The 15,837-nt window shown below is 55.4% G+C and carries 14 protein-coding genes; all 14 read left to right on the forward strand.

Annotation, left to right across the window (positions count from 1 at the left end):
- Position 1 precedes the first annotated feature (1 nt).
- The 14 genes from P159_RS0108550 (at position 2) to P159_RS19375 (ending at position 15,816) form a co-directional block, all read left to right on the forward strand.
- Positions 2–2,215, forward strand: coding sequence for an NHLP family bacteriocin export ABC transporter peptidase/permease/ATPase subunit (locus P159_RS0108550; protein ID WP_051650253.1), 2,214 nt, complete (start codon positions 2–4; stop codon positions 2,213–2,215).
- A gap of 16 nt (positions 2,216–2,231) precedes the next feature.
- Complete coding sequence (locus P159_RS0108555) at positions 2,232–4,937, forward strand: NHLP bacteriocin export ABC transporter permease/ATPase subunit (RefSeq protein WP_051650254.1); 2,706 nt, start codon at positions 2,232–2,234, stop codon at positions 4,935–4,937.
- Positions 4,938–4,977: 40 nt separating this feature from the next.
- Positions 4,978–5,487: a sigma-70 family RNA polymerase sigma factor gene (locus tag P159_RS0108560; protein ID WP_051650255.1), complete on the forward strand. Its 510-nt coding sequence runs from the start codon at positions 4,978–4,980 to the stop codon at positions 5,485–5,487.
- 90 nt (positions 5,488–5,577) lie between these two features.
- A complete protein-coding gene (locus P159_RS0108565) occupies positions 5,578–5,787 on the forward strand; it encodes a hypothetical protein (RefSeq protein WP_029543212.1) in 210 nt (69 codons plus the stop codon).
- A 14-nt stretch (positions 5,788–5,801) separates the two neighbouring features.
- Entirely contained in the window at positions 5,802–7,118 is a 1,317-nt protein-coding gene (locus tag P159_RS0108570; RefSeq protein WP_080705956.1) for a radical SAM protein, read from the forward strand.
- Entirely contained in the window at positions 7,084–8,436 is a 1,353-nt protein-coding gene (locus P159_RS19365) for a hypothetical protein (RefSeq protein WP_185753679.1), read from the forward strand. Before P159_RS0108570 ends, P159_RS19365 begins: the two co-directional genes overlap by 35 nt.
- 18 nt (positions 8,437–8,454) lie before the next feature.
- On the forward strand, positions 8,455–9,402 hold the full coding sequence (locus tag P159_RS0108580) for a GNAT family N-acetyltransferase (RefSeq protein WP_029543220.1): 948 nt from the start codon (positions 8,455–8,457) through the stop codon (positions 9,400–9,402).
- Between the two features lie 65 nt (positions 9,403–9,467).
- Complete coding sequence (locus tag P159_RS0108585; protein ID WP_029543221.1) at positions 9,468–9,791, forward strand: NHLP leader peptide family RiPP precursor; 324 nt, start codon at positions 9,468–9,470, stop codon at positions 9,789–9,791.
- Positions 9,792–9,860: 69 nt separating this feature from the next.
- Positions 9,861–10,214 (forward strand): NHLP leader peptide family RiPP precursor, encoded by a 354-nt coding sequence (locus tag P159_RS0108590; RefSeq protein WP_051650257.1) that lies wholly within the window; start codon positions 9,861–9,863, stop codon positions 10,212–10,214.
- A gap of 116 nt (positions 10,215–10,330) precedes the next feature.
- Positions 10,331–10,645 carry an NHLP leader peptide family RiPP precursor gene (locus P159_RS0108595; protein ID WP_051650258.1) on the forward strand — a complete coding sequence of 105 codons (315 nt, stop codon included), beginning with the start codon at positions 10,331–10,333 and terminating at the stop codon, positions 10,643–10,645.
- 60 nt (positions 10,646–10,705) lie between these two features.
- Positions 10,706–12,718, forward strand: coding sequence for a RiPP maturation radical SAM C-methyltransferase (locus tag P159_RS0108600; RefSeq protein ID WP_029543228.1), 2,013 nt, complete (start codon positions 10,706–10,708; stop codon positions 12,716–12,718).
- A gap of 41 nt (positions 12,719–12,759) precedes the next feature.
- Complete coding sequence (locus P159_RS0108605) at positions 12,760–13,092, forward strand: STAS domain-containing protein (protein ID WP_029543230.1); 333 nt, start codon at positions 12,760–12,762, stop codon at positions 13,090–13,092.
- Positions 13,093–13,105: 13 nt separating this feature from the next.
- A complete protein-coding gene (locus tag P159_RS19370) occupies positions 13,106–13,594 on the forward strand; it encodes an ATP-binding protein (RefSeq protein ID WP_051650259.1) in 489 nt (162 codons plus the stop codon).
- On the forward strand, positions 13,591–15,816 hold the full coding sequence (locus tag P159_RS19375; RefSeq protein ID WP_051650260.1) for a SpoIIE family protein phosphatase: 2,226 nt from the start codon (positions 13,591–13,593) through the stop codon (positions 15,814–15,816). The genes P159_RS19370 and P159_RS19375 overlap by 4 nt, the downstream gene beginning before the upstream one ends.
- The last annotated feature ends 21 nt before the right edge of the window (positions 15,817–15,837 follow it).

Consider the following 15,837-nt stretch of genomic DNA (forward strand, 5'->3'; position numbering starts at 1 on the left):
TATGAGTTTTACGGACAGGATAAAATCCATCTTCCCAAAGTCGCTCCGCATCAAGGTGCCGACGGTGCTGCAGATGGAAGCTACTGAGTGCGGCGCGGCATCTCTTGCCATGGTGCTCGCCTACTACGGGCTGTGGATGCCCTTGGAGAAACTGCGCGAGGAATGCGGCGTCAGCCGTGACGGCTCAAAAGCATCGAACATCGTAAAGGCGGCAAGGAGAATGGGATGCGAGGCCAAGGGGTATCGCTGGTCGGCCGAGAAGCTCAGGCAAAAGAGTTTCCCGCTGATTCTCCACTGGGAATTCAACCATTTCGTTGTTCTGGAAGGGTTCAAGGAAGATACCGCTTGCCTCAATGATCCGGCCCATGGGCGGCGGGAAGTACCGTGGGAGGATTTTCGCACATCTTATACCGGCATTGCTCTGGAAATCAAGCCGGGAAGCGAGTTTCGGCGAGCGGGCAAGCCGTACAGCATCGTGAGAGCAATGGCGAAAAAACTTCTGGCCGATCGATCGGCTATGCTCTTTCTCATTCTCATCAATCTGGGGTTGATTTTCCCGGGATTGGCTACGCCGGTATTCCACAGAATCTTCATCGATGACATACTCTCCATGAAGCATGATGAGGAGTGGATGTTCAATCTCGTCATCGCTATGCTTGTGGCCGTCTGCCTGCTCATGGTCATGACCGCTCTCAGGCTGTTGGTACTTACCCGTTGGCAAAACAAACTGACGGTTGCCGATTCTTCGGATTTTTTCTGGCATGTGCTGAGACTACCCATGCAGTTTTTCCAGCAACGCTTTGCCGCAGAAGTGGCCTCGCGTATCGCCTTCAACGAGGCAATTGCCGGTGTTCTGTCCGGCAGCGCAGCCACCGCCGTTCTGGATTTTTTTGTAGGGCTTTTTTTCCTCATGCTGCTCCTGCAGTACAGCGTGCCCCTTACGGTCATCGGGGTGACCTTCAGTCTCATCAATCTTGCGGTGTTCTTATTCCTGCGAAAAAAAATCACCGACATGAACCAAGGCATCCAGCAGGACCAGGGCAAGGAATATGGCACGGCCATGAACGGTCTCATGATGATAGAGACCATCAAGGCCAACGGTGGCGAAGCTGATTTCTTCGCCAAGTGGGCAGGCTATCGCACCAAGGTCCTCGCTGCCACTCAGACGAGGGATCTCTGGTCGCTGACGAGCATTGTGCTGCCGGTCTTTTTCGGCGGCATCAATACGGCGCTGATCATGACGCTGGGAGGCTTTTCCATCATGGATGGAGTGATGACGGCCGGCATTTTCCTGGCCTTCCAAAATCTCATGGGTAAATTTCAGGAACCGGTGAACAACTTGGTGGGTTTGGGGAATACGCTCCAGACGACGGAAATGCAGATGAAGCGATTGGACGATGTGCGCCGCTATGCCATCGACAGCCTGAACTATCCGGAGGACAGGCAGCCGGCAAAGGCCGGGGAGAAACCCGCAAAAACCCGCCTGACGGGGGAACTGGAACTGGTGGACGTGAGCTTCGGTTACAGCCCGTTGGAGCCGCCGCTGCTGGACAATTTCAGTTTGCACCTGGAGCCGGGGTATTGGGTCGCCATCGTGGGGGGCAGCGGCAGCGGAAAGAGCACTCTCGCGAAGATTGTCACCGGCCTCTATGAGGAATGGTCGGGAGAGGTACGTTTCGATGGCATCAAACGGCGCGATCTATCCAGACAGGCCATCGTGTCCTCCCTGGCCTCAGTGGATCAGGATATTTTCCAGATTACGGGAACAGTACGGGAAAATATTTCCCTTTTCGACAGTTCTCTGGGGCGCGCCGATATCATGCAGGCGGCGAAGGATGCATGCATACATGATGACATATTGAAGCTGGACGGCGGCTATGAGGCACAGGTCAGCGAGGGAGGCGCGAATTTTTCCGGCGGTCAGCGCCAGCGCCTGGAAATCGCCCGCGCCCTTGCCGTGAACCCCTCCCTGCTTGTTCTTGACGAGGCCACCAGCGCGCTGGATCCGGTGACGGAACAAACCGTCCTGCAGAACATACGGCGCCGCGGATGCTCCTGCTTCATCATAGCCCATCGTCTCTCCACCATCCGCGATGCCGACGAAATTATCGTTCTGGAGAGGGGCAAGGTAGTGGAGCGCGGCACCCATTCTGAGATGATGGCCCATGATGGCCCGTATCGCCGCCTCATCGAAGAACAAGCAAAAGAGTCATGAATGAAGGAGAGTTCCTATGAGGTTGATTGCCGGCGAACGATTGCGCCTGACGGATGAAGATAAATATGCCTTGGCGGTATCCGGCCGTATCGAGGTCTATGCCGTGACAAAAGACAAGGATTCTTTCCGGCAGATGTTCCTGTTGGAACTGGCCGTTGGGGAGGCCGCTTTTCCGACGCTGGATGATCTTGAGCAGGTTGAAACACTGCTGTATGCGGTAGAAGATGCAGAAGTGGAACTCATCTCCTTTGAGATGCCTCCGCCGGAGAAAATCAAAGCACTCATGCAGGATTGGTTTTGCCATCTGGCAGACGGCATACCTTATCTGCGCATGATGGCAGATCGCGGAGACGATGTGCTCGCCCAGTGGGTTGACAGGAGCGTCTTGGGCACAGCGGAAAGCAGGGAAGAAATCCTCGATGGTTTCCGCCGCAACGAGGAGATTCTGTCCGCGCTGGTGGGGGTATATTTTGACTCACGGGATGATCTTTTGGAGCAACGCATGGAAGTGCGTGCCAAGTATCAGAGCAGGCTCATGGATGAGGCGCTCGGCCACCTTTTGCGTCAGGATGTCATGCACAGCGAGGCTGCACCCATCGGCAGCAAAAATCTGGAAGAAGTCACAGGGATTGTGCGCCAGGTAGCTCACCATTTTGGTATGCCCGTCGATAATATCAAGCTGGCACCGGAACTGAGCAGGAAACTTGATCAGGTGGGACTTCTTCGCCGCCTCATACAGAAAGGCGGCATGCAGATGCGACTTGTTACGCTGGAACGTGGCTGGTACAGGAAAGACAGCGGGGTGATGATAGGCTGGTACTCCGCTGCTTCCGGCAAAAAACGGAGACTGATCGCCATCCTGCCTGAAGCTCCGGGCCGGTACATCATCTGTACGGGGGACAATAATGGGGGCATTCCTGTCACGGAAGATACGGCGAGCCACATCGAGCCAAGCGCCTTGGCCTGCTACGCAGGACTGGCAGCCCGTCCCTTGAGTCTCAGGGATTTGTTTCGCTTCATGTTGCGCCATAGCTGGCAGACAGACAGACGCTTTCTTATTCTTGTCAGCATTTTGGCCGGTCTGATCCCCTTGGTGACACCGATTATCACCGAGACTATTTTTCAGGATATTATTCCCATTCTGGATCGTCGAGGCTTGGCAACTGTCACTCAGGTATCGGTGGTTTCCAGCTTTACGCTGGCAGCTTTTTCCCTTTGCCGGGCCCTTGCTATGCTGCGCATCACCACGGGGCTCGACATGGCCGTTGAGACGGCTCTCTGGGGGAGGCTCCTGGCTCTCCCCACGCAATTCTTTCGGCGATTTACCTCTGGCGAGCTGGCCAGCCGCATGATGGGGCTGGAGTCGGCCAAGACCCTGCTCTCCGGCAGCTTTGTGGAGACAGTCATGGGATTTGTGTTTTCCTTTTGGAGTCTCCTGCTCATGTGCTATTACAGCCTGAAGCTCACGGCTCTGGCTCTTGTCATTTGGGCAATTTATCTGGTCTTGCAGATCGCTATTTTCCGAAATGTCAAGAGGATACAGCGAAATCTGGTAACGGCCAAGAACAAGACGGCGGGCATTGTGCAGCAGATTTTTGCCGGCCTCGCAAAATTCCGCATCCAAGGCTCCGAAACCCAAGCCTATTATCTGTGGAGCAAGTTTTTCGGCGAAGAATGGGGCTGGAACTTGAAACTGCGCTGGCAAAATAATTACAGTACCATTCTGACGGATGTGCAGCCGCTCCTGCTGGCTCTTGTACTCTACTACGTTGCATACACCGACAGCGCGAAGGCGATTCTTGACGGGAAGCTGGAGGATGTCATCAGCAGCGCAACCTTCATGGCCTTTTCTGCTGCCTATACCGGCTACAATACGATGCTGGCCAAGGCGGTTCCCCTGGCCAGCCAGATCTTTTCCCTGCAGCCACTCCTGGAAAATCTGCAGCCCATTCTCGCCGAACAGCCGGAGGGGGCGGACGACCGTGTGGATGCCGGTGTCCTTTCCGGCGCCATCGAGGTGAGCCATCTTAGCTTTTCCTATGGGGAAGGGGCGCCGGAGATCCTGCATGATCTGAGTTTCCGCGTGGCGGCGGGGGAAAATATTGCCATCGTCGGCAAAAGCGGATGCGGCAAATCGACGCTGCTGCGCCTGTTGCTGGGCTTTGAGCAGCCGAAGATGGGATCGGTGCTTTTCGATGGGCAGGACATGGCCGACCTCAATCCCACCTCCGTGCGCTCGCAAATGGGTATTGTGCTGCAAAATGGGCAGCTCATGACCGGCGATATCTTTACGAATATCGTGGGCCAGTCAGCGCTGACCATCAAGGATGCTTGGGCGGCTGCCGAGGCAGCGGGCATCGCAGATGATATCCGGCAGATGCCCATGGGCATGCAGACCGTCATCAGCGAGGGGAGCGGCAACATATCTGGAGGACAGCGCCAGCGGCTCTTGATTGCGAGAGCCCTGGCGGCAAAACCTGCCATCGTCATCTTTGACGAGGCCACCAGTGCTCTGGACAACCGCGCACAAGCCATCGTGACCGAGAGCCTGAATCGACTGAAAGCCACACGCTTGGTAGTAGCCCATCGTCTATCGACCATAAGGGAGTGCAACCGTATTCTGGTTCTGGAGCAAGGTCGCATCGCCGAAAGCGGCACCTTTGACGAGCTGGTGAAAAAAGACGGTATCTTCGCCAAACTGGTCAAGCGTCAGGTGGTGTAACAACAGATGGTTTGTGGTATGCGTGAGGAAGGGATTTCTAGTGAACAACGAATTTTCTGAGGTTTGCCGAACTTGTTTCCGCCCTATATACAACTACGTTTACGCCAGGGTACTGAGGCGCGAAACGGCAGAAGACATCACTCAAGACAGCTTTGCTTATGCGCTGGCTCACTGGGGAAATTACGATGCAGCTCGCGGCAGCCACCTTGCTTATCTGTACCGTATTGCTGCCAGCCGCCTGGCAGACCATTTCCGCAAAGCCTATTTGCAACGGGAGGTGCCGGCAGAGGATGTTCTGGAAATCGCCGACGGAGCTGCAGCGGCATTTCCCCCGGCCGGGGACGACACGCTGAAAAATCCCGTCAACCGGCAGGTGGAAAATATTTTGCAGCGGCTTACGGACAAAGAACGTGAGTTCCTGAGCCTTCGCTACGGCATGGAGCTGTCGAACCCGGAAATCGCGGCTCTCCTGGGCATCAGCGAGAAAGCGGTAAGCGAACGTTATCGTCGCCTTTTGGCCAAATGTTGCAGGATACAAAAAGAAGGATAAAATTTTTCTGGAAATATTTTCGCAGCGTGGATTTACGGTGAACTGTTGCGTATAGATAATAGGGTGGTTGGATTGAGGAGGTGGTTGCGCATGGAAGCCGGGGAATGCTTTGGAGCCATCACGCAGGATATGCGGGAGATGGATGCGTTGTTGCGGATGGCCGATTTTTCCTCCGAAAGCCACTTTTTGGAAACCATGCTGAAGCGGCTCTCAGTAAGCGACGAACTGCAGGATGACGAGCTCGATGATGTGGTCGCTGCTGCCTGTCTCCCACAGAAGTCGGACAAAATTTACAGGTAGGTGTTATCAGAACAATGAAATGGTCACGATACAGTCATCTCTTTTTATCCAAGCGAAACGGCTGGCTTCTCTACAACAGTGCAGCCAATTCCTTCTTGAAGCTTGAGGAAGGGCAGGAGACCATCATCCGGAACATTAGCGAGAACCCGGATCATTATGATTTTTCCCGCTCTCCCCAGCTTTATATCTTGCTGCGTTCGGCGGGGCATCTGGTGACGGAGGGGCAGGATGAGGATTTTTACAATATACTCAAGATGCGCCGTCTGACCAATCAGTACGCGCCAGGCACGCTCCTTTTGACCGTCGCCATTACCCGCGCTTGCAATTTCGACTGCTCCTATTGCTTTGAGGGCAACCGCACAGGGAAACCCATGAGCGAAGAAATGGCGGAAAAGCTCGTTGCCTTCATCAAAGGCCACAAGAACATGAAGCTCTTCATCACTTGGTATGGCGGGGAGCCGCTTCTGGCCTTTGACCGCATCCTGAGCATCGATGAAAAGCTCAAGGCAGAGGAGCTTCCCTATCATTCCATGATGGTGACGAATGGCTATCTGCTGGAGGAACGGGTCATCTGTGAGCTCAATCGGCTGAATATCAAGATTATCCAGATCACCTTGGACGGGAAGCGGGAAACTCACGATTCCCGCCGCTGCCTCAAGGGCGGCGGCAAGACCTACGACCGCATCTTCCGGAATCTGGAAGCCCTCATGGCTTCGGACTACAATGGGAAGGTATATGTGCGTGTGAATGTGGACGGGCGCAATGCCGAGGAATTCATGGAGGTGTACCGCTCCGTCCAAGAGAAATTCCCGGAGGATTACGGCAAGCGTATTTCCGTTTATCCCGGCTTTGTGACGGGGGCTGCCCATCCCGATGCCTCCTGCTTTTTCAACTCCGACGACAAGGGACGCTTCGTGGCCGAGATGAGCGAAAAATACGGTGAGGCGCCCCTTTCCCTCTTCCCCCGCAGGCCGCCCGGGGGCTGTACCCTCACAAAGCGCAACGCCTATGTGGTGGGGCCGGAGGGGGAGCTTTACAAATGCTGGAATGATGTGGGGCTGGAGAAGATGGTGGTGGGGCACATCGACTCCCTGACGGACTGGAATATGCCCCTGGTGGCGAAGGGCATGGTGGCGGCATCCTATCTCGATTCCGCCGAGTGCCGCCAGTGCTTCTGCTTCCCCATCTGCGATGGCGGCTGCCACAAGATGCGTATGGAAAATATCACAGAGGGTGCGAAGCACGATGTGTGCACCTATTTCAAGCATCATCTGGATGAACTGCTGGAGCTTCATTATGAGCAAAAAACAAGCGCGGATGTCGCCGGCTGAGTACGGCGCCTGGAAACGTGCATGGGAATGCTATAGCGCCGACCCCAAGTGGCGGGAGGATTTTCTGGCGAATCCGGCAAAGAGCTTGTCAGGTTTTTTCGCCATATCGGATGTGTACGCTGCCTTCAAGGCCCTGGGCATGGTGTGCCAGGGAAAGGCGAGGGACAGGTCAAATCCTTATTATGATGAATTTATGCGCCGCTACGAGGAAATCGGTGCAGCTGTGGAAGCAGGCCTGGGGGAGGAACGGTTCGCCGACAAGCGGCTTTTCCGCTGGAACCGGATGGTGCTCCGGCGGGCGCGGGTGGAGCGGCGCGAGCTGATCCTTCAGGAGCATGTGCGTTTTTTCCCCATCGTATTCGAGCTGTCCGACGGCTGCCGGGAGCAGTGTCCCTTCTGCGGGCTGGCTGCGCCGCCTCATAAGGGGGACTTTCTCGCCACGCCGGAAAACCGGGCGCTGTGGCGTGAGGTGCTGGTCGCAAGCTGCGAGCTTCTGGGAGAGGTTGTGGGGGAGGGTGGGTGCTACTTTGCCACCGAGCCGCTGGACAATCACGACTATGAGAAACTGCTGGCGGATTTTTACGATCTGGTCGGGAGGTATCCCCAGACCACCACGGTGCTGGCGGCCCAATATCCCATGCGCATTCGCTCCCTCATGGGACAGATGGGCAAGGAGCGCATGGGGCTTGCGGCGCTGCGCTTCTCCGTGAGGTCCTTGAGGGAGTTTCACCGCATTATGGCCGAATACACTCCGGAGGAACTGGCCGATGTGGAGCTGCTTTTGAACAACGCAGAATCCGGCACCACATACAGCGACTCGGGGCGTGCCAGGGGACTGGACTTGCCGCCGGGGAAAAGGCGCCTTTGCTACAGCATTTCCTGTGTCGCCGGTTTTCGCGTGAACATGGCGCGCCGCTGTGTGGCTTTTATGGAGCCGGAGCTGCCTGACGAGGCCTGCCCCACCGGCGTGCGCATCCATGAGGAGCAGTATTTTGCCGATGTAGGGGAGTACCGCCGCATCCTGCGGGATTTTTCCGCCCGGTTCGCAAGGGACACTCTGCCGGAGGATGCGCCCCTGCGGCTGAATCCCCAGGTCAGGGTGGAGGAACTGGAGAATGTCATGGTATTCCACGGCGACGGCGTGAGCCTGCGCCTCGGCGGCAATATTCATTTCCGGAGGGCGGTGCGCCGGCTTATGGAGGGGGCGGCTGCCTTGCCGGAAATCTTCCGGGAACTGGGCATCAGCCCATTGGTGGGAGCCGGGGTGCGGCAGAAATTGGAGCTGCTGTACCAAAAAGGATATGTGCGGCTGCCCTGACTGGGAAAGGACAAGATCATGTGTGATACGAAAGGCCGGGAAAAATATGCATTCCTTCCCATCGATAGCTATGAGGAGCTGAGGGAAACCTATGCCTCCTTCGGAATAAAGTTCGCTGCGTCATCGCTCCTGCAGAAAAATCAGCAGCTGCTTGCCTTGGGGATCCATTCTGTGGCGGGTGAAACCTGCGGTATCGCCAGCGGCGTTTATTCCCAAAAAGAGAAGCGGTTCCTGATTTTGGGACTCCATATCCGGCGGGAGGACAGGAGCAAGGAACTGGTTCGTGCAGTTCTGCGTGAGCTGCTGGGACGGGCGCGACAGCAGTTCCATCCCGATCGCTACGAATGGGTGTATAAGCAAAAAGAGGAAGGCCGCGACCCGCGCCTCTCCCTCGTGAAGGGGCTGGATCTGCCCTGGCTGTCTCCTGCGGTTCGCCGTCGTGCCGGTGCCCTGATGAAGCTGGACACGGCCATCTTGCAGGAGTCAGGCAGCAAGATGAGGCACAATCGCTCCTACTGGTCACCGGAGCATGTGGCGAGCCTGGGCTATGCTTTCCTTCCTTGGGAGACCTGCGGCGAGGAGATAAAAGGAAAAATCCGTGCTATGCTGGCTTTGCCGGAGGAAAACACCGAGGGCCTGTCCCCCTTCGTGGGTGACGAGTATGACCTGGATACTAGTTTTGTCCTTGCCCATGAAGATTCGGTCTGCGGCTGGGTGATTTGCGCCAAGTTCAATGACGGTGTGGAAATCCGGCGCTGGTACATCGTCAGAGATGCCCGCCGCAACCGGGCCGGCCAATTCCTGGGCGCCTATATGCTGCAGGTCATACAGGAAAGATACAAGGCCGTTTATTTTAAGGTTCTGGAGCACAGCAAATCCATGCTGCGATTTGCCAAAGGCTACCTGGGGGGAGCCATCGTCGAGGAGATTCCCCTGTATCGTCTGGAGATGAAAGAATCCGGATAGGCCGCTTTGTCTGCCTTTTGCGGGTATGGATATATATGGCATTTTCTAAGAAAGGAGAATGAAAAATGGAATGGACCAAAGAGGAGATGGAATCCCTGTATGCCAGCATGCAGAAGAAGGCCATGACCGATGAGGAGTTCCGCAAGGAGATCCTGGCGGATGCCAACAAGGCATTGGCGAAGCTGGCGGGGAAGGAACTGCCCGAGGGCGTGAAGATCAAGGTCGTCGAGCAGGATCCCGCCTATACCGCCACTTTCGTATTGCCGAATTTGCTGTCGGAAGAAGTGGATATGGAGGATCTTGACAAGGCCGCCGGCGGAGGAATCTGTTTGATGGAGGCTCCCGGTATATGCAGCAACAAAGGATGCTTTGCCTATGCCGGTTTATGACATGCTCCTTTTATCCGCATTTTGCGGGTATGGATATATATGGCGCTTTTTACGAAAGGATGATGAAAAATGGAATGGACCAAAGAAGAGATGGAGGCCCTGTATGCCAGCATGCAGAAGAAGGCCATGACCGATGAGGATTTCCGCAAGGAGATCCTAGCGGATGCCAACAAGGCATTGGCGAAGCTGGCGGGGAAGGAACTGCCCGAGGGCATGAAGATCAAGGTCATCGAGCAGGATCCTGCCTATACCGCCACCTTCGTGCTGCCGGATCTTGCATCGGAGGAAGTGGATATGGAGGAACTGGACAAGGCCGCCGGCGGTATTTCCTTTGCGCTTGTCCTGACGATCTGCGGCGCTGCCCTTCCCGCTGACCCCACTCATGATATATGCGAAGCTGACATTTGCGGTGTCAGGTTATGACGAGGCAAGAAATGTCCCCGACTTCTATAAGTTGATGAAAGGCCGAGATGAAGTTTTGCCTACGGCAAAACTGGAACAATGGCCTTATAATTTATTTTTCTAAAGGAGAATGAAAAATGGAATGGACAAAAGAACAAATGGAAGAGACTTATCAGCAGGTGGTCAAAAAGGCTGTGACCGATGAGGAATTCCGCAAGGAGCTTCTTGCCAATCCCAACGAGGCCATCGGCAAGGTAGCAGGCATTCCCGTGCCGGCTGATTTCCGCATCTGCATCGTTGAGCAGGATCCTTCCTATCAGGCCACTTTCCTGCTGCCCCCCATGCTGCCGGAGGATGTCAGCGATGAGGATCTGGAGGCTGTGGCCGGCGGTGACTGTGTGCAGGATGTGGATATATGCGGGGCGCAGGGCTGTGGCGTACGCGGCAAGTAATGATTTCGATTAGCTTCGCAAGGTTCTTCCGCCGGTCTGTACGGCGGCAGGAGCTTGCTGATGGCCGAAACAACATACTGGAACATAAAGCCCCTCATCCTTGGGGGCTTTATGTTTGTGGGACAGGGAGTGGTGGATTTGCGCAAGGATACATCGGTCTGCTTGGTCATGCCTCCGTTTTCGAATGATATTTCCCCCTCATTGGCCCTGGGACTTTTGCAGGCATGCCTCTTGCGGGAAGGGATTCCCTGCCGGGTGGACTATGCCAACATGGGCTTTCACCGCCTTTTGGGAATGCCCCTCAGGCGAAAGCTCATGACGCTGGCAGACTATTTTGATGTGGCAGATGCCGTGTTCGCACCCCTTGCGGGCATTGCACCCCGCCGGAACCTGGATGATCTGGCGGGGTGGCTGGCCAGCGGTGCCAGCCACCCCGCCTTTTCGGCAGAGGAAAACCGGCAGATTCTTTATGACTCCATCCGGGTGGCAAAGGTCTGGCTGGAGGAGACTGCAGAACGCATTCTCGCCATGAACCCGCGTTTTGTGGGAGCCTGCTCCATGTTCCAGCAGCACAATGCTGCTCTTGCCCTCCTGCGGCGGCTGAAGGAACGCCGTCCGGAGATTGCCACCGCCATGGGCGGCCCGAACTGCATGGGCAGCGCAGGGGGGAGAACCCTGCGGCATTTCCCCTTCGTTGATTTCGTCTTTTTCGGCGAGGCTGATGAGATCATAGCCGAGGTGGTGAGGGGGGCGCTGGCGGGAGGGGAGTTCCCTCTGCCCTACGGGGTGCTGCGCCAGGGCAGCAACCTGCCGAGGGACGGCAAATGGCCCCATCGTCTGACCCGGGATCTGGACAGTCTGCCGCTTCCGGATTACCATGATTTCTTTGCTTCGTGGAATGATTCTTTCCCTGAGCTGGCAAAGTTCCACGCTTCCATTCTGGCCTCGGAGGACAATGTGCTTCTTTATCTCGAAGGTTCCCGCGGCTGCTGGTGGGGAGAGAAGCATCCCTGCACCTTCTGCGGGCTGAACGGCAGCATGAACCGCTATCGCCGGAAACGCCCGGAGCGTATCGCCTGGGAAATGAGGGAAATCCGGGAACTATACGGACAGCATACGATTGCTTTCACGGATAGCATCATGAGCCGTGAGGCGCAGAAAGAACTGCCCCGCCTTGTGGAGCATCACCCCTTGCCTATAGATGCCTCCGGCTCCGGTCAGCCGTGCCAGTTCACCGAGATAAAATCCAATCTGACGGAGGAGGAAATAAAATCTCTGGCAGAAATCGGTTTCACGAAGCTGCAGCCCGGCATCGAGAGCTTCTCCGACCATATACTGCAATTGATGGGCAAGGGGAATACGGCCATCCGCCATATCGCCCTGCTGAAATATGCGCGCCGTTTTGGCGTGTATCTTTTCTGGAATCTCCTGTACGGTTTCCCCGGTGAGACAAGGGCCGACTATGAGGAGCTCATCAATCTGTTGCCCCTCCTCACCCACTTGCAGCCCCCGGGAAGCTTCTCGCCTCTCGTATATCACAAGAACAGCATCTATTGCACGCATCCGGAGCAATATGGCCTGCAGCTGATCCCGGCCCGGTGGTATGATTTCCTCGCGCCGGATGATGACGAGTACATCAGAGACATCGCCTACACATATGAAAACACTGCCGAACTCGGCAAAGCATCTCCCCTGCAGCCACTCTATGACGAGCTGGAGAATCGGATTCGCAGGTGGAAGCTTCTCTCTTCCGGCGGAGGATTTGCTGATCGCCTGGAGATGCGCTTGGCTGACGGAGCCATTGAGATAACTGATTTGCGGGAGTGCCACAAGAAACCGCGCCATGTGCTGACGGGACTGGCCAAGGAAATCTGCCTTCTTTGCCGTGCGCCCATATCCCGCAAAAAGCTCGCCGCCTCTTTGGATGCCACGCCGGAAGCGATAGATATTTGCCTGAGCGAGCTGACCTCGCAAAATCTTCTCATTGGTATAAACGAAGAGTATTTAACTTTAGCAATAGACAGAGGGGAAGACGGTGCAACGTCTTGCCAGCTCGCGAAAAGGAACAACTGACCGAAGTTTCGCACGGAGTTTTGTGAAGGAGTTTGAGTGCTATGAGAAATGAAGTTGCCTACAAAGAAGAAAAATTGGCAAACGGATGGTTCATCCTGGGCGTGCAGGGACAGGTGAATCGCCTTACTGCCGACGGGGTTTATCAAAAGGGGGAGGAAGTCGTGTCCAGGGAGGCGCGGACAGCCATTGACCTGAGCGGTGTGGACTATTTGTCCAGCGCCGGCATCCGGGTGTTCTTGAGGCTGCTCAAAAAGGCGAAGAAGGAAGGCAAGGAGTTTACGGCAGTGGGGGCAGCGGGGGATGTGAAAAGCGTGCTGGAGGACAGCAATATGGCAACGCTTTTGCATATGCGCGATACCCGGGACGATTTGTGAAGGGGACGATGAAATGCGGCCGAGCGGTGACTGGAAGCAATATGAGGCAACCGATGAAATGTACGTCAGCATGCTGGAGGACATCATGTCTGCTGCCCAAAAAGCCGGAATCCCCAAGACCCAGGAAACCAGGCTGACGCTGGGCGTCGAGGAAATGCTGGGCAATATCGTAGATTATGCCTATGAGGGGCACGGCCCTATCTGGATCAGAGCTGGGCTGGAAGGCGATTTTTTCCGGCTGGATTTCGCCGACCACGGCCATCCCTTCAATCCCCTAGCCAAGGATATGCGGCATGAAGAGGGCCTGCCCGTGGAGGAGATGGAGGAAGGGGGCTTCGGCATTTACTTCGTGCGGAAATACTTTGATAGGATGGAGTACGACTACCGCGACTTTCAAGGGAAAAAGGCCAATATTCTTTCCCTTATGCTGAAAGTCCTCGGGGGTTCATCCCTAAGTTCCGGCGACGACGAAGCGTCCCTTGCGGAAGGGGAGGATTCATGAAGGTATCCATCAGGACACGCGTATCCCTGGTGCTGATTGGCTTTGCGGGTGTGATTCTCATGCTCGCTTTTGCGGCAGCGCTCTACGGCATGGCCTGGGGCAGGGATTTCGCCACCCATTATGCCAAAGAAATCAGCAACAGCTCCATCCACAACAGCTCCGATACCATTGTCTCCATGCGGCGGAATGAACTGCTCACCCTTGTTGAGCAGACTGCCGCCGGCATTGACGAATTCACCACCGATGTCCGCCGTGACGTTCACCTACTGAAACTTGAGATGGAGCGTATCCTGGCAGACCCGGAGGGCTATAAGAGAACACCCGTACCGGCGGCTAGGCCGGAGCAGGTCCTCGATGAGAACATACCTATAGAGGAATACGGCGATAGGGTATTTTCCTTCATCACCTATGCTCCGGGGATAGATCCTGCCTCCCTCCAAGAAGAGATTGCCGTGACTTCAAACATCCAGGATTTCCTGATTGCTTTTTCTGAACGGGCGGTGCAGCGGGGAGCTCATCAGACCGGCGTGCTGGGGGCAAAATCCGGTTTTCTCATGAAGGCTGATGTGGGAGCCTCTCCTCTCAATCTGGAATTCAGACAAAGCGCCTGGTACCGTGCCGCCATGGAAAAGGGAGAGCTTGCTTTCACTCCCGTATATCGTACCCAGGGCAGGAAAATCGAAGCAGCCATAGCCTGCACAGAGCCATACAGCAAGGACGGGGAGGTCATGGGCGTCATAGGCTTTGGCATGGGACTGGAGGAGCTGTCAAAGCTCATGCGGGATGACCTGGACACCATCATAGAGGCCAATCAGGACGGCATCAATTTTTTGCTGGATGAGCGGGGGAAGGTTATCTTCTGCCAATATGAGGAAGGCAGCCAGGATGAATTTTTGGCGGATTTTTCCTCCCAGGCAGTAAGGTCAGCGGACTTTCCCAAGATTGAAAACACTGTTTTTATGGATGCCGTGGATGAAATGAGAAACGGGGCCAAGGGCGTTGTCAGCTTTGAGCAAGACGGCAAGGGCTATACCTTTGCCTATGTGCCGGTAAAGGGTATGGGCTGGTCTGTGGGGGCCGTTATTCCCATGCCGACGGTGGAGGTTCTGGCCGAAAAGAACCGTCAGCAAATCCTCGCTCTTACGAATGAACATATTCAGGAACTGGAAGCGACCATGGGGCAGCGCAACCTGTGGTTCGCGCTGATAATCCTGCTGCTGGCCGCTTGGGGATTGTACGGGGGAAGGAGGCTCTCCGACCGCCTGGTCAGACCGTTGCTGAATCTTCGCAATGGCATCAACTCCATCGCCACAGGAGATTTTGACCATAGGATTGAGATTGCTACCGGGGATGAAATCGAGGAAGTGGCGGATGCTGTCAACTCCATGACCGTCGAGCTCAAAGCCTATATAGAGAAATTGAAGAAAATCACTGCCGAGGAGGAACGCATCCAAGCGGAACTGGACACAGCCAAAGGCATACAGGTGGGGATGCTTCCCCATGTCTTTCCCAGACATACAGCCTTTGACATCTTCGCCTCCATGGAAGCGGCCAAGTCGGTGGGGGGAGATTTTTACGATTTTTATTTTCTGGATGAGAATCATTTTGCCATTACCATTGCAGATGTATCCGACAAAGGCGTAGCCGCCGCGCTTTTTATGGCTAGAGCCAAGACCATCCTCAAAAACGGCGCACTGTCAGCCAGGCGCCTGGCAGCCGGCGCAGAAACCGACTGGGGGCTGGTTGTGGCCCAGGCCAACAACCAGCTGTGCGAGGACAACGACGAGATGCAGTTTGTGACGGTGTTCTTCGGGGTGCTGGATTTGGAAACGGGAGAATTTTCATATGTGAACGGCGGGCACAATCCTCCCCTTTGGGGGCATGGCCTGGGCGAAAGAATGGTTTGGGAGTATCTGCGGCAGGAAAAGAGGAACAATATGCTGGGGGCAATCGAAGAATCGGAATATGATACCGTGAGGCTCACCCTTTCGCCGGGAGATATGCTTTATCTCTACACGGACGGCGTGACCGAGGCCATGAACGAAAAGCAGGAGCAATATTCCGAACGCCGTCTGCATGAGGTTTTGACCCGGATCGCTCAAGGTGGAAAATCCTCCGAGGATATTATTTTGACACTCCGGGCAGATATGAAGGAATTTGTGCAAGACGCGGAGCAGTCCGATGACATCACCATGCTGGGGGTGAGGTTCTTGGGAGTATGAACGCTCTGCTCGCCGATATTA

The organism is Selenomonas sp. AB3002, from assembly GCF_000702545.1.
In the GTDB taxonomy this organism is placed as follows: Bacteria; Bacillota; Negativicutes; order Selenomonadales; family Selenomonadaceae; genus Selenomonas_B; species Selenomonas_B ruminantium_A.